The organism is Candidatus Viridilinea mediisalina, from assembly GCF_002532535.1.
GTDB lineage: Bacteria > Chloroflexota > Chloroflexia > Chloroflexales > Chloroflexaceae > Viridilinea > Viridilinea mediisalina.
Map to the genome: position 1 here is coordinate 1 of NZ_NQWI01000025.1, position 14,588 is coordinate 14,588.

10 protein-coding genes and 1 rRNA gene are annotated in these 14,588 nt (G+C 57.1%); 6 read left to right on the forward strand and 5 right to left on the reverse strand.

Annotated elements, in window-relative coordinates; genetic code table 11:
* Positions 1-161 precede the first annotated feature (161 nt).
* Positions 162-276: ribosomal RNA gene (gene rrf, locus CJ255_RS07685) — 5S ribosomal RNA — on the forward strand.
* A 129-nt stretch (positions 277-405) separates the two neighbouring features.
* Complete coding sequence (locus CJ255_RS07690) at positions 406-2,301, forward strand: ABC transporter ATP-binding protein (RefSeq protein WP_245863250.1); 1,896 nt, start codon at positions 406-408, stop codon at positions 2,299-2,301.
* A gap of 121 nt (positions 2,302-2,422) precedes the next feature.
* On the opposite strand, the gene CJ255_RS07695 is transcribed toward CJ255_RS07690, so the two are convergent.
* Positions 2,423-2,980, reverse strand: coding sequence for a hypothetical protein (locus tag CJ255_RS07695; protein ID WP_097643503.1), 558 nt, complete (start codon positions 2,978-2,980; stop codon positions 2,423-2,425).
* A gap of 340 nt (positions 2,981-3,320) precedes the next feature.
* Here CJ255_RS07695 and CJ255_RS07700 point away from each other — a divergent pair, with 340 nt between their 5' ends.
* The 4 genes from CJ255_RS07700 (at position 3,321) to CJ255_RS07715 (ending at position 9,167) form a co-directional block, all read left to right on the forward strand.
* A complete protein-coding gene (locus CJ255_RS07700) occupies positions 3,321-4,103 on the forward strand; it encodes an SDR family NAD(P)-dependent oxidoreductase (protein WP_097643504.1) in 783 nt (260 codons plus the stop codon).
* Positions 4,100-7,315 (forward strand): S41 family peptidase, encoded by a 3,216-nt coding sequence (locus tag CJ255_RS07705; RefSeq protein WP_245863251.1) that lies wholly within the window; start codon positions 4,100-4,102, stop codon positions 7,313-7,315. Before CJ255_RS07700 ends, CJ255_RS07705 begins: the two co-directional genes overlap by 4 nt.
* A 120-nt stretch (positions 7,316-7,435) precedes the next feature.
* The gene (locus tag CJ255_RS07710) at positions 7,436-8,206 is read left to right on the forward strand and encodes a hydroxypyruvate isomerase family protein (RefSeq protein ID WP_097643506.1); all 771 of its coding nucleotides are present in this window, start codon (positions 7,436-7,438) and stop codon (positions 8,204-8,206) included.
* A 229-nt stretch (positions 8,207-8,435) separates the two neighbouring features.
* Positions 8,436-9,167 carry a DNA methyltransferase gene (locus CJ255_RS07715; RefSeq protein ID WP_097643507.1) on the forward strand — a complete coding sequence of 244 codons (732 nt, stop codon included), beginning with the start codon at positions 8,436-8,438 and terminating at the stop codon, positions 9,165-9,167.
* 23 nt (positions 9,168-9,190) lie between these two features.
* Here CJ255_RS07715 and CJ255_RS07720 read toward each other — a convergent pair whose 3' ends face one another.
* From CJ255_RS07720 to CJ255_RS07735, 4 genes are all read right to left on the reverse strand, one after another.
* Positions 9,191-9,484, reverse strand: a complete 294-nt coding sequence (locus CJ255_RS07720; RefSeq protein WP_097643508.1) for a hypothetical protein — start codon at positions 9,482-9,484, stop codon at positions 9,191-9,193.
* Positions 9,485-9,495: 11 nt separating this feature from the next.
* The gene (locus CJ255_RS07725; protein WP_097643509.1) at positions 9,496-11,247 is read right to left on the reverse strand and encodes a sensor histidine kinase; all 1,752 of its coding nucleotides are present in this window, start codon (positions 11,245-11,247) and stop codon (positions 9,496-9,498) included.
* Entirely contained in the window at positions 11,247-12,377 is a 1,131-nt protein-coding gene (locus CJ255_RS07730; protein ID WP_097643510.1) for an ABC transporter substrate-binding protein, read from the reverse strand. Before CJ255_RS07730 ends, CJ255_RS07725 begins: the two co-directional genes overlap by 1 nt.
* Before the next feature lie 174 nt (positions 12,378-12,551).
* Entirely contained in the window at positions 12,552-14,510 is a 1,959-nt protein-coding gene (locus tag CJ255_RS07735) for an ATP-binding response regulator (protein ID WP_097643511.1), read from the reverse strand.
* Positions 14,511-14,588: the final 78 nt, after the last annotated feature.

Consider the following 14,588-nt stretch of genomic DNA (forward strand, 5'->3'; position numbering starts at 1 on the left):
TGACTGGGGGAAGCGGCTGGTGCTGGACGCGGGGCGACCCGTGCAGGCTACCAGTGCGCAGAGTCGAGGGCTTCCCTCCCTCGCCGCACGCGGCGGGGCAATGAGACGGTAGGTATATCCACGGGCGCTTCAGTTGGGAGGGTAGGACCCCCTCTGCCAGTGAGTGTGTGTGGAGCGTGGTGGAACCACCCCGTCCCATCCCGAACCGGGTCGTGAAACGCCGCAGCGCCGATATTACTGGGGCCTGAGCCCTGGGAAGGTAGGTCCACGCACTCGCCCATTGTACGCCGAAGCCCGCACCAGTTGGTGCGGGCTTCGGTGTGTGCTTGCCTGGGAGCGCGCGAACAAATAGGTGTGTGAGGGAACCTGGTTCCCTCACACACCTACAAGCAGTATAATGGCCCTATGGCATCAAGCAACCGTTTTTTGCGCCGTCAGATGAGAATGAACCCCGATGCTGCGCCGGGAGGGCCTGAGGAACCGAAGTCGTTTGGGGAGCGTTGGCGTGAGGCGCGGGCTGCGTTTCGGAATGTGCCCCGTGCGTTTCAGTTGGTGTGGCAGGCCCATCGGGGGGCGACGTTGGGTATGGCGCTGGTCGCCTTGATTGGTGGCTTGTTGCCCATTTCGCAAGCCTGGGTTGCCAAGTTGATTGTGGATGCGGTGGTTGCTGCGGTGGTTGATGGTATCGCTGCGGTGGTGGCGCTGCGGGCTGTCTTTCCGCTGCTGTTGGTTGAGTTTGTGCTGCTTACCACTGGTGCGGTACTCAATCAGGTGCGTACCCTGAGTGAGCATATCCTCCATTCACGCTTGGGCCATACGATCAATACGGCGATTATTCGCAAGTCGCTTGCGCTTGATCTGCACTACTTTGAAGATGCCCAGTTCTACGATAAGCTGCAGAATGCGCGCCGTGAATCCAATTGGCGGGCAATGAGCATGATCCGCACCAGCTTCAATCTGCTCGAAAATGTGATCACCCTGAGCTCTTTTGCCATTGGTCTGCTTGCGTTTAGCCCGCTGATTGCCCTGTTGCTCTTTGGGGCCACTATTCCCTCATTTGTCGTGCAGACGCGCTATAGCCGTTTGACCTTCCGGCTACTGACCTGGCGGGCGCCGGAGTTTCGGCGTATGAACTACTTTGAACATCTGTTGACGGTGGATAGCAGTGCGAAGGAGATTAAGCTCTTTGGTTTGGGCGAGCCTCTGTTGCAGCGTTACCGCGATCAGTTTTGGCAGATTGCCCACGCAGATGAAGCGCTGGCCAAGCGGCGTTCGGTACTCAGTACGCTTTGGGGTCTGTTGGCAACGCTGAGCTACTATGCCGCGTATGCTTGGATCGTCTTTCTTACTGTGGCCGGGAGCATTACCATTGGAGCGATGACCTTCTACCTGACGCTCTTCCGCCAGAGCCAAGGGACGTTCCAGGGTCTTTTTACCAACATTGGTCAACTCTACGAGAGTGGGCTATTTTTGGAGAATCTCTTTGGGTTCTTGGCGCTGACCCCGCAGATGATGACAGGTCAGGGGCGCGCGGTGCCGCATCCGGTGGTGCAGGGGCTTGAGTTTCGCAATGTGAGCTTTCGCTACCCTGATCGCGAGGAGTGGGCCTTGCGCGAGGTGAACCTTGTGGTGCGTCCAGGCGAGAAGATCGCCCTTGTAGGTGCCAATGGAGCGGGCAAGACGACACTGATCAAGCTACTCACCCGGCTCTATGATCCAACCGAGGGGCAAATTCTGCTTGATGGGGTGGATCTGCGCGAGTATGAGCTTGAGGCGTTGCGCCAGGCGATTGGCGTCATTTTTCAAGATTTTGTGCGCTACCAGGTTTCGGCGCGTGAAAACATTGGCTTTGGCCAGATCGAGCAGTTGGGCGACGAGCCGCGGATTGTGAGTGCGGCGGCACGCGGTGGTGCAGATGAGGTAATCGCGGGCTTGCCGCAGGGCTATGATACCATTTTGGGCCGTTGGTTCGAGAAGGGGGCCGAACTTTCGGGTGGCCAGTGGCAGAAGATCGCCTTGGGGCGGGCCTTCATGCGCGATAGTGAAATCTTAGTGCTTGACGAACCGACGGCTGCCCTCGATGCTGAACGGGAATATGAGATCTTTCAACGGTTCCGCGAACTTACGGCGGGACGGATTGCCTTCTTGATCAGCCACCGTTTCTCTACGGTACGCATGGCCGACCGCATTGTGGTGATTGAGCAGGGCCAACTAAGCGAAAGCGGCACCCATGCCGAACTGCTGGCGCTTGGGGGTACCTATGCGCGGCTCTTCCACATGCAGGCGGAGGGGTATCGGTGAGGAGCGGGAGGCAAAGAGGTTTTTTCACCACAGAGGCACCGAGAACACAGAGTGGAGAGCAATCGCCCCCCTTCAAAACCTCTGTGTCCTCGGTGCCTCTGTGGTGAATATCTCGGTATCTCTACTTCTTGCTGGGCTCAGCCGCATTGGGCGTACCAGCGGCCTTCATCATCATCTGGCTGAACTGGGTCTGGGCCTCGACCGCCTTCTGAGCGGCGTCCTGCCAGGTAGCCATCACCTTCTGCGCCTGGCTCATGTCCCAGCTTTGGGCGAGGGTACCGGGATCAGCCTTCTTGAGCATATCGAACCAATTCTCGGAGAAGCGAACCTGCATATCGGTCCATGTGCGGGTCATTTCGAGCATCTGGCGTGTCCACTCAATGGCGCTGGTGGGCATACCAGGCATAGCGGGCATGCCGGGGATCGTGGGCATACCGGGCATGCTGGGCATGTTGACCGAGTTAGCAGCCACACTCTCGGCCCAGAGGCGCGTCAGCTCAAGCTGCTGCTCGAGGGCATACTTCACGGTGCCACGCCAGGTCTCGACAGTCTTCTGCCAGGCTTCGGCACTCTGGGGGGTTGCCGCCAGTTGCATCGAGGACACCCAGCTCTCCCAGACCTTCTGCTGCGTGCTAGTGAAAGTCTTGAGCATATCGTTCGCCTGCTTCGTCCAGTCCATGCGGTCCTCCTTGTATCGGGCTCGTGATAATTAAGAGTGGCCCTGTAACGGTACTACAATTACGCTCGGCGTATGGATTGAGCGTACCAGAAATGGTTACAGATGAGTTACGTTGGGGCTACGCCCCAAACCCTTTTTTTTCTTTCGTGTTGGCGGCTTCGCCGCCAACACGAAAGTGAAGAAGTTTTTCGGGGGCGGCTTCGCCGCCCCTGCACCCCCGCCGGGGGTGGGTTTGACAAGCCTCGCTCTCTTCCCTACCATGAGAGCTTACACCTGCCTACTACTTTCTCACTGCTCTTTGCTATTTCCTAACCTGCTCTTTCCTATTTTCTCACCTGCTATGGATCCAAAAAACCGGGTCACGATCATCACGGGGGCTTCGGCTGGGATTGGGGCGGCAACGGCGCGGCTCTTTGCCGAGGCTGAGGCGCGTTTGGTGTTGGCCGCACGGCAACGCGAACCGTTGGAGGCGTTGGCGGCTGAGTTGCCTGGTGCGCTGGTGGTGCCGACTGATGTGGCCGATCCTGAGGCTTGTCGCCAGCTTGTGGCCCGCGCTAAACAGAGTTTTGGGCGGGTTGATCTTTTGATCAACAATGCGGGGGTTGGCTTGGCTGGGCCTGCGGCTGAGTTGCGAACGGAGGATGTGCAGCAGGCGTTGGCGGTGGATCTGTTTGGCCCGCTCTGGTTGATGCAGGCGGTGGTGCCGTTGATGCGTGCCCAGGGTTTGGGCCAGATTATTAATGTGTCGAGTGTGTTGGCGGCCCAACCGTTGCCCTATTTGGGGGCCTATGCTGGGGCTAAGGCGGCCTTGGAGCGGGTGAGTGAGGCGCTGCGGATGGAGTTGCGTGGTACGGGTGTGGAGGTTTCGGTGGTGCGGCCTGGTACGACCCGTACTAATTTTAGCGCCCATCGGCTTGGGATCGGGCGCGAACGGCGGAGTCGCTTCGCACCAGCGGGCGTCACGCCGGAGACGGTGGCGCGTACCATTTTGTATGTCGCCCGCCATGAACCACGGTGCGCCTATGTGACGCGGGGTGACCGTCTGGGCGTGTTTTTGGCTACACTCTTTCCGGGTCTGCTTGAACGTCTGCTGGCCCGGGCAATACGTTGGGAGCAACCGTGAGTGATCCTGCTGCTCAAGCTTTGTTTCGGATGTCTGCGATTGACCCTGATGGCCGCTGGGTTGCGTTTGTGCATGCTGGTGATCTCTGGTTGGTTGATGCGGCTGGTGGGGTAGCTGAACGTCTCACGGCCCATCCCGCTTCGCACTATAGTCCCCGCTTTAGCCCCGATGGGCGTCAGTTGGCCTTTACCTCCAATCGGAGTGGGAGTGGTGATGTCTATTTGCTGCCGCTGCATGGTGGTACGGCGCGCCAGTTGACCTTTCATGATGCGCGCCATACAGTAGAGGATTGGACGCCTGATGGCAGTGCGCTCTATGTGAGTAGTGGGCGTGATCAATGTGGCACGGCGCTCTATCGGGTGGGGCTGGAGGGCATGATGCCGACGTTGCTCTATGCCGAACCCTATGAGCAGTTGGGGCAGCTTAGTGTTGCGCCCGACGGCGTGTGGGTTGCTTTTAGCAACATGCGCGAGCGTTGGTGGCGGCGTGGGCCCAATCCGTTTGCACCGGGTGAGATCTGGCTGGGCCCGACCGATCCTGATGAGAATGCACTGCGCCTGATTGCTGGCCCTGGGCCGGTGGCGGGCTACCCGCAATTGGCTGCGCCCTATGCTGGGCGGAATGCTTGGCCACTCTGGGCCGCTGATGGGCGCGGGATCTATTTTGTCAGCGACCGCGATGGCAACGAGAATCTCTGGTATCAGCCCCTGGATGGAGGGCTGCCCAAGCAGATTACGTTTTTGCGCGATGGGCGTTTGTTGCATCCGCAGATTGCACGCAATGCGGGCCTGATTGTCTTTGAACGCGAGGGGCAGATCTGGCGTTGCGATCTTGAGACGGGTGAGGTTGCGCCAACTCAGATTACTGCGCGTGGCGATGGTAAGGTGATGCCGGTGCGCTATGAGCATTGGCAACGGGGCTTCAGTGATATGCGTCTGAGCCCTGATGGGAAGAAGGTTGCGTTTGTGGCGCGGGGCGAGATTTTTGCCGATTTTGCCGATAAAGAGACCGACCGTGAACTGCGGCAAGGGCCCAGTTTTCGGGTCACCGATACGCGGGCCCGCGAACGTCAGCCGGTCTGGACGCCCAATAGCCGCACGCTGCTCTATGTTTCTGATCGTCATGGCGAAGATGAGATCTACCGCTATGATTTTGTGACGCGCCAAGAGCAACGCTTAACGCATGATCTGCAACCAAAACAATTGCCGCGCGTCTCGCCCGATGGCACATGGCTGGCGTATCTCAGTGGCCATGATCGGGTGCAGTTGCTCAATTTGGTTGAGGAGGGCGCAGAGGTGCGCGAGCTCTGCCGGGCGCGCTTTGTGGTTGCGGCTGATCTGGCTTGGTCGCCCAATTCGCGTTGGCTGGCCTATATCGCCCAGGATGAACGCTTCTTCAGCAATGTCTATATTGTGCCGGTTGAGGGTGGTACGCCCCGTCAGATTACCTTTTTGAGCAACCTTGATGGTGGTGATCTATTGTGGGCACCCAATGGGCAGTTTATCATTTTTACGACGGAACACTATCGGGCTGAGGCGCAGATTGTGCGGGTTGATCTCTTGCCGCCCCATCCGCTCTTTCGTGAAGCGGAGTTTGAGAAGCTCTTTCAGGAGAAGAAAGAGAAGAAGGAACAGCAGCGCAAGGACGAAGGGGCGCCGGAACCGGAGGGCGATGAGCAGCCCACTGAAGAGGCGCCTGAGCCTGAGCAGGGCGTTAAGCATGCGCAGGAGCGTGCAGAGTTTGAACGGCTGCTCGCAGGGATTGAGCGGCGGCTACGCTTTTTGACTCCGATCCAGATGGATGCAACGGCGGCAGCGCTTAGTCCTGACAGCAAAGAGTTGCTCTTCACGGCGATAGTTGCGGGCAAACTCAATCTCTGGGCCTTGCCCTTGGATGAACCACGGGCTGATCATCCGCCGCGTCAGCTTACGGCGAGCGAGAGTAGCAAGTATGCGGTGCAGTTTGCGCCTGATGGGAAGACATTCTTCTACCTTGAAGATGGTGTCATAACCATGCGAAAGTTCCCGTCGGGCAACGATCCGGTGCGGGTGCATGTGCGGGCCGAAGTGACCGTGGACTTTCATGCGGAGAAGTTGCAGATCTTTGGCGAAGCGTGGCGCGCCTTGCGCGACAGCTTTTATGATCCGACCTTTCGGGGGCAAGATTGGAACGCGCTACGCGAACGTTTTGCCCCCTGGGTTGCGGGGGTACAGACCACGGGCGAGTTGCATAGCTTGATCAACCTGATGGTCGGCGAGTTGCGCACCTCCCACTTGGGCATCCGCTTTGGTGCTTGGATGGGCAGTGACGGGTATACTGGGATTATGCTTGATGCGGGGGTGTTGCGGCAGCATGGCCATGCGCGGATTGAGCGGATTATCCCTGACAGCCCTGCGGCGCTTGTTGCGCAGCCGCCTGTGGCGGGCGAATACCTCTGCAGCATAGACGGCACGGCTTTGGGGCCAGGGGTAAGCTTAGATCAACTCTTGCGGCGCAGCGTAGGGCGGCGGGTGCGGCTCGGCCTTGCGGCCACCCCAAGTGGCACCGAGGTGCGTGAGGTGGACGTGCGCCCGGTGGATGCGGCTACATACTGGCAGTTGCGCTACCGCGACTGGGTACACCAGAACGAAGCCTATGTCCATCGGGTGAGCCAGGGGCGTTTGGGTTATGTGCATATTGACAGGATGAGCTATCCAGCCTACCAGCAATTCTTGGCCGATCTGGATGCTGAAGCGCATGGCAAGGATGGCGTCATTGTTGATGTGCGCTACAATGGAGGGGGGCATACCGCAACCTTCATTCTTGACGTATTGACGCGGCGCTCTTCGTTGTTGAGTGGCTTTCGTGAGCGGGCAACGCTGGATGCGAGCCATCTTGCGGGTAACCGTGTGTTGAACCGACCCACTGTGTTGATCACCAACGAGCGCTCGGCCAGCAACACCGAGATGTTGAGCGAGAGTTACCGGCGGCTCGGCCTCGGGCGCGTGGTAGGGCGACCCACTGCTGGCGCGGTGATCTGGGCTTACACGATGCGCTTATTGGACGGAGCTGGCTTGCGCCTACCGCGCCTCTCGGTCGTGACCCCAGAAGGTGAAGACCTGGAGGGGCGGGGGCGTCCGGTGGATGTTGAAGTGGCGCGGCCCTTGGGTGAATGGAACCGTGGGCGGGATCGTCAGCTTGACGCGGCGGTAGAGGTGTTGCTTGGGAAGTAGTCATATGGACAAAAGAGTCCCAAGGTTTACAAAAAGCCAACAGTAGTATATAAAAGGTTTAGTACTACCAATCGTCATAGATTGCACAGAGCCGGGCGTTGCCCGGATAGCAGGTAGACTATGAGCAACCTTGCCCCCCTTCGTTTTTCGGTCTGTATCGAGACCATGTTCACCGAGATGCCCTTCGAGCAGCGGCTCGAATATGTGGCGGATCTGGGCTTTTCAGCCTTCGAGTTCTGGTCGCGCCAGGGCAAAGACATGAACATCACGTTGGCCCTCAAGCTAGCCTTACGGCTTGAGGTGAGCGCCTTTATTGGGAGTCGCGCAGCCCTTGTTGATCCAGCGCAGCACAACCAGTTCATGAGCGAAATCACGCATGCTGCCGGGTTAGCCGTTGATCTTTCATGCAATAATTTAATTGTGACCAGCGGCCCGGCCTTGCCCGATGTTTCGCGTGAAGAGCAATATGCCAGCATTGTGGCCGCGTTGCGTGAGGCTGCACCGATTGCCGATGATGCGGATGTGTGTATTGTGCTGCAACCCATGAATGCACGCGACAACCCAGGCACATTCCTGACCTCGTCGGACGAAGGCTTTGCGATTGTACGCGAAGTCAACAACCCGCATGTTAAACTCTGCTTTGACCTGTACCACCAGCAGATCAGTGAAGGCAACCTGACCACACGGATCATCGAGAATTTGGACATGATCGGTCACATCAAAGTTGCCGACGTGCCAGGGCGGCATGAGCCGGGCACCGGCGAGATCAACTTTGAACACATCTTTGGCGTTTTGCGCGAACACGGCTACCGCGGCTTCGTGGGGCTGGAGTATACGCCACTAGTGGATGCGATTGCGAGCCTCAAGGCGGTGCGGGCGCTGGGGCAGTAGGATGGATGTATCGGGCTGGATCTGAGAGACTGTCTGAGCAGGGGCTCAGTGTTGTTGCACACGATGTTGAATACGTTGGAGTGCCGGCTTTAGCCGGCTGAAACCGGCATTCCAACGCCAGTTCATAGACTTTTCAGACAGCCTCTCAGACCGGCTTGATCTATAGGAATTTTTGTGTTATCATACACGATATAGGATTGCATGGTCATATCATAGGGGTTGTAATCTTATGGGCAAACCATGGAAGCAGTGTGAGTTGCTATGGGATAATGGTATGTCTTCTGAAAATACAAACAAGAAACGGGTTGTCAAGAATGGCATAGCTACATCGAATGTTATTCAATCAGCACATGTAACAGGAAACGAGGATGTATTTCCTCAAATTCTCCAATTACATGTTCCAATTGGATCAATTGTTGCGGATGTAACCTGGGGTAAGGGTGTCTTTTGGAAAAATGTCTCAAAGGAAGATTATATCGTTCGGGCTTCGGATTTGAAAACCGGCGTTGATTGTCGAAGATTGCCTTATGCAGATGGTGAAATTGACTGTGTAGTGTTGGATCCTCCTTACATGGAAGGTCTGCTACGCAATAATGTTGATCATCTTGGTGCTACAGGGACGTATGCAGCATTTCGCGAATCATACTCCAATGGTAAAGCGGTTGATGGTGAACCCAAGTGGCATGATGCAGTATTAGATTTGTATTATAAGGCTGCTGATGAAGCATATCGTGTACTACGCAAAAAAGGAGTATTCATTGTTAAATGTCAAGATGAAGTAAGCGCTGGTAAACAGCGACTGACTCATGTGGAGATTATCAACGAATATGAGAAGAAGGGCTTTGTACCCAAGGATTTATTTGTAGTTGTTAGAAAAAATGCGGCATCGGTTAGCCGTATGGTCAAACAACTGCATGCACGCAAGAATCATTCCTATTTTCTAGTTTTTATCAAGAAGTAGTCTGAATTTTGCCTAAATCCGGATCAGGCTGAGAACACTCTTTCTTGGTATGTAAAATTAAGATCCGATTTGGTCTTTTTATGATCGTCATCTCGATAATATTCTGTGATGCCTAAAACATTGGTTAGATGTTTAGTAAATTCATATTCAGCTACATAACCATATGCCATTCCACGCAGGCTTGGGATTTTGATGACTTCCAACAAATCTTCTGCAACGGCCCAACGTTCGGGGTTGATAACATTCGACCGGATGGTTGCTAGGGCTTGCATCTGTTCTTCTGTTGGTTGATAGCGAGTGGTTCTATTGTGCTTCATGTGATTCCTCCTCACAACGGAAACGTCACCATCACGCGGGTGCCTTGCTCGCCTTCGATTTGGAGTTGGCCGTGGAGTTGGCGGGTGAGGTTTTGGACGAGGCGCATGCCGAGGGAGTTGCTGAGGTTCTGTTCGATGTTTTCTGGTAGCCCGATGCCGTTGTCCCAGACGGTGAGGCAGCAGTTGCTTGGGGCGCAAGCTTCGAGGGTGATGCCGATGCTGCCGTTGGCGCCGTTGGGGAAGGCGTATTTGAAGCTGTTGGAGAGTAGTTCATTGACGATGAGGCCGCAGGGGACGGCTTGGTCGAGGTTGAGGCTGACTTGGTTGGCGCTGATGGTGAGGTTGATGCGCCGCGCCGCCGGGCCGTAGATGCGGACCAGTTGTTCGGCAAGCTCCTGGAGGTAGGTTGCTGCATTGATGTTGGCGAGGTCGCCTTCGCGGTAGAGCAGTTCGTGGACGAGCGCCATGGTGACGATGCGCTGCTGGCTCTCGGCGAGGGCTAGGGCCGCCCGTTCGTCTTCGAGGGTGCGTGCTTGCAGGCGCAAGAGGCTGATGACCACTTGGAGGTTGTTTTTGACCCGATGGTGGATCTCTTTGAGTAGCGTCTCTTTTTCGGCGAGTGAAGCGTGCAGTTGGTTGACGACGCTGGTGAGGTTGGCCTCGGTGGCTTGTACGTCGCGAATGCGCTGCTCGAGGGCGGCAATGGTGGTCTGGAGTTGCTGGGCCATATGCTCGAAACTGGTTTCGAGGCTGGCGAGTTCTGCCACTTGGCTGGTACTCTGGTTGGTGATGGATGGGCTGTGCCCGCTGGCTAGATCGTCGGCCCTGATGACCAGGCGCTCAATTGGTTTGCTGATCTGACGGAGACCCCAGCGCTGCACGAAGGCGGTGAGTAGGGCGCTGAGCGAAAGGGCGACACTGGCTACGGCGAGCATCCAGAAGAGCGGGCGCATAGCAACACTCAGGGGTTGCTCGGTGATCACCAGCCAGTCTGCTGCGCTCATCAGGCTGGTGCTGCCGATCATCCAGTGGCCATGCTGATCATTGTAGAACATGCGTAGCGCTTGGGTGTTGCTCATACCATCTTGGAAGATAGCCAGATGGCTGAGGTTGCGCCGCTCTTGCACCCACTCCGGTTCGGGATGGGCCATCACGGTGCCGCGCTGATCGACAATCAGGACAAGTTCGTCTGGGTTGATGGGCAGGCTACTCAGGGCTGCTTGCAATTCTTCAAGGCTCAATTCGCCCATGAGGACGCCCTTACGCTGGTTATGTTCAAATACGGGGATGGCGAGGGTGGCTGCAATCTTGTTGGTGATAGTTGACATAAAAGGAGGGGAGATGCTGAACTGGCCCTCGTTTAGGTTCTTCGCTACATTGAAGGCAGGCTCACGCGAGAGATCAAAGCCGATGGCAACGTTGTTTGGATTGGAACTGGCCTGAACCTTCCCATCTTGATCGAGGAGGTAGAGGCCATTCAAGCCTGCACTGAGCTGAACGATCCCGCTTAATAGGGACGAGCGCGTTGTCTCGTTGGCCGATAGTGCTGCCTTGCCTGCAAGTTTAATCAAATGCTCCATTTGCAGTACAAACGTGTCACCATAGCGTGCCAGGGCATCGGTATTGGTCTGCTGGCGCTGGCTAATACTCTCTTTGAGCAACCCGATGCTGATCAGGGTCATGGCCATAATGATCAGCAGGGCGCCAAGGGCGATACCCCCGACAATGCGTAAGAGCATCACTGGCAAGGTGGGCGCCCGCATTATGGGAGTTCCTCGGCGGGAATGGTCGTAACAACTTGGAATGTTCCAGCACGGACGCTTGATATGTACAGATCACGGCGAACATCACCAAACTGATCAAACTCAAAGGTACCCTGTAGCCCAGCTATGGGCCCAAGCTCGCGCAGCACTTCGCGCAGCCCCGTAGTGCTGCCCTTGGTCTGATGCAAACCTTTGGCCAAGACGAGGATTGCTTCATAGCTAAAGGCTGCGGCAAAGGAGACGGGGCGTTGGTAGCGTTGGTCGAAACGTTCAATGAAGCGTTGAAAGGCTGGATCGGAATGTTGTGGGTTGAAGGCAATAATCAGGGTCATGCCCTCGACGGCGTTGCCGCCCTTGATTAGCAGTTCCTCGGTTTGGGCCCAACCCGACGAGAAGATGGGCGTCGTCGGATTGAGTTGACGAAAGGCTTGTACGATCAGGGCTGCATCAAAGGCTGAGGCAATCAACAAGAGTGCGGTTGGCTCATGGGTGGCCAAGCTTTGGGCAATGGTGCGTACATCATCGATGCGCGAGGTGAAGCTGAGAACTAGCTCAACCTCGCCGCCTAGTTTGTGAAATTCAGCTTCAAAATTTTCCTTAAAAGAATTGCTGAAGGTGAGATTTGTTTGATCATAGACAATCGCTGTTTGGGTGTACCCTTGGGTGTAGACGTAGCGGGCCAAGGCGCGCCCCTGCATGCTCGTGGTAGAGGTAATCCGGAAGAAGTAGTCATCCTGCCCAGTAAAGTAGTCACTCGACGTTGTGGGGCTAATCATCACCATATTGGCCTGATTGATCTGCTCAAAGACGGCCTCGGTCTGGGCGCTCGTACTGTGGCCAATGATCGCCACGACGCCCTGTTCAATCAATGCGCTACTCACTTGGCGTGCCACCTCAGGATCGCCCTGATCATCGTGGATGACGAGTTGCAGGGGGCGGCCATTGATCCCGCCTGCCGCATTGAGCGCTTCAACCGCCAAGATCGCGGCGTCGCGCCCATCCACACCGAGATCGGAGTGTGGCCCGGTGAGTTGCGCCGCAAAGCCTACGTGGATGGGCTTAGGGCCGCCACAGGCTGCACCCACAAGCAGGGTAAGGGTGAGGAGCAACAAGATTGTGTGATGTCGCATGGTAGCTCCTTACGTTTGCATGCAGAAGAGCGTTTTGAAGAGGTATATGAGTTTTTTACCACAGAGGCACCGAGAACACAGAGATGCTGAGGTGAGTGGATCACAGTTGTTTATACGCTCAATCTCAAAACCTCTGTGTCCTCAGTGCCTCTGTGGTGAATATCTCTATCCCCTCTACTCCAACATGACCATGAGGGCCGCACGTAGCGTATCATAGCGAAAAGGCTTCTGCAAAAAGCCTTTCAGTTCTAGGTTGGCATACTGGGCGGCAATCTCCTCGGCGCGGTAGCCGCTCATGAGCATGATCGGGGTGCCGGGGTAGATGCGGCGCACATGGGTGGCCAGTTGGTCGCCACTCATGCCGGGCATGGTGAGATCAATCAGGATGCCGCGTAGCTTGGGGATGCCAGCGGCAAGGCGGTCGAGGGCCACGAGGCCGTTCTCGGCGGTGATGACGTTGAAGCCCATGCGCTCGAGGTAGCGGGCGAGAATGGTTCGAATACCCGCTTCGTCGTCTACGACCAGGATGGTACCGCTGAGATTGCTGCTGGCGACCGGTTGTTCAGCCGTTTCCTCCTGCGCTGTTGGCGCACTCAGGCCCGGCGCGGCGGCCAAGAGGGCCGGGAAGATGGCGCGGAAGGTGGTGCCGCGTGTGGGCGCACTTGCGACATAGATGGCCCCGCCGTGGCCACGGATAATCCCATGGACTGCGGCTAAACCTAAGCCCCGGCCCATGCGTTTGGTTGTAAAGAAAGGATCGAAAATCCGTGCCATTGTCGCCGCATCCATACCACAGCCTCCATCGCGCACTTCCAGAGCAAGATACCATCCGCCATCCAGTTCGTCACCGTGTACGTAGGTGCCAAGCTGTTCGGGTGTACATTCGATCAGCTTGGTACTCACATGAATCAGACCGTCGGAGCTTGTAAAGGCCTCTGCCGCATTGGTGAGTAGGTTCATGACCACTTGGCGCACCTGGGTCGCATCGCCCTGGAGTGGCGGAAGCGCTTCGGCTAGTTCCAATTCTACTTGGGTGCGCTTGGCTAGATTGCCGCGTAGCAGCGCAACCACATCGCTCACGAGGGCATTGAGATCGAGGGCTTCCATCAGCATGTGGCCACGCCCGGAGTAGGCCAGCATCTGGCCGGCCAAGTCGGCGGCGCGGCGTAGGCCCGTGAAGGCTTGCTGCAATGAGGCGTAGATCGGACTAGCGCTGTTGAGGTCGAGCATGGCTAGTTCGATCTGGCCCTGCACCACACTGAGCAGATTATTGAAGTCGTGGGCGATGCCGCCAGCCAGCAGGCCGAGACTCTCGCGGCGTTGGGTTTCAAGCAATTTGCGTTCCATGCTTTGCCGTTCTGCCTGCATCGCGCGGCGTGCTGTCTCGTCGCGCAGCACCACCACCACGCCACTGACCACCTGGGGCAACTCGAGCAGCGGTGCGAGCGAGGCGCTCACGGCGTGCTGGCTGCTAGTGCGGCTCGTGAGGCTCAGATCGTCCAAATGGTTGGTGTTGGCGGGCAGATGGAGCGCCTGTGCTACCAAGCTGGCCAGAGAGGTATCGCTGGGGGCATGGTGGGCCACAAGTACCTCGGCTAGGGGTTGGCCCAGGGCCTGCGCCACGGGCCAGCCGGTCAACTGAGCCGCCACCGGATTCATAAAGCTCACATGGCCAGCCGCATCGCTCACCACCACCCCATCGGCAATCGCCTGCAGGGTCGTGGCAAAGCGCTGCTCACTCGCCCGTAGAGCCCGGTCACTCTGGCTCTTGAGCAGGGCCAACTCAACGGCAATCGCCAACTCACGCTCGGCGAAGGGCTTCAAGAGATAGTGGTAGGGCTGGAGCGCCTTTGCGCGACCGATGGTGGCCGCATCGGCGTGGGCCGTCAAAAAGATGATCGGCAGCTCCCAGTGGTGCTGCAACTCCTCAGCAATCGTAATCCCATCGGGGCCGCTACCCAGATGAATATCGAGCAGTACGAGATCGGGGCGCGCCCGCTGCACGGCTGCAAAGGTCTCTTGGGCATCACCCGCAATAATGGGCACCTGGTAGCCGAGGCTCTCTAGCAGCCCCTGCATATCCATAGCGATCACCGCCTCGTCCTCAACAATCAGGATGCGCTCCCCAGGCATAGGATTTCCCCGCTACGTTACCATTGATCTCGCTCCTCTTAGTATAGCCGTGATTGCGTCCCCTTGGATGCGCTCCGA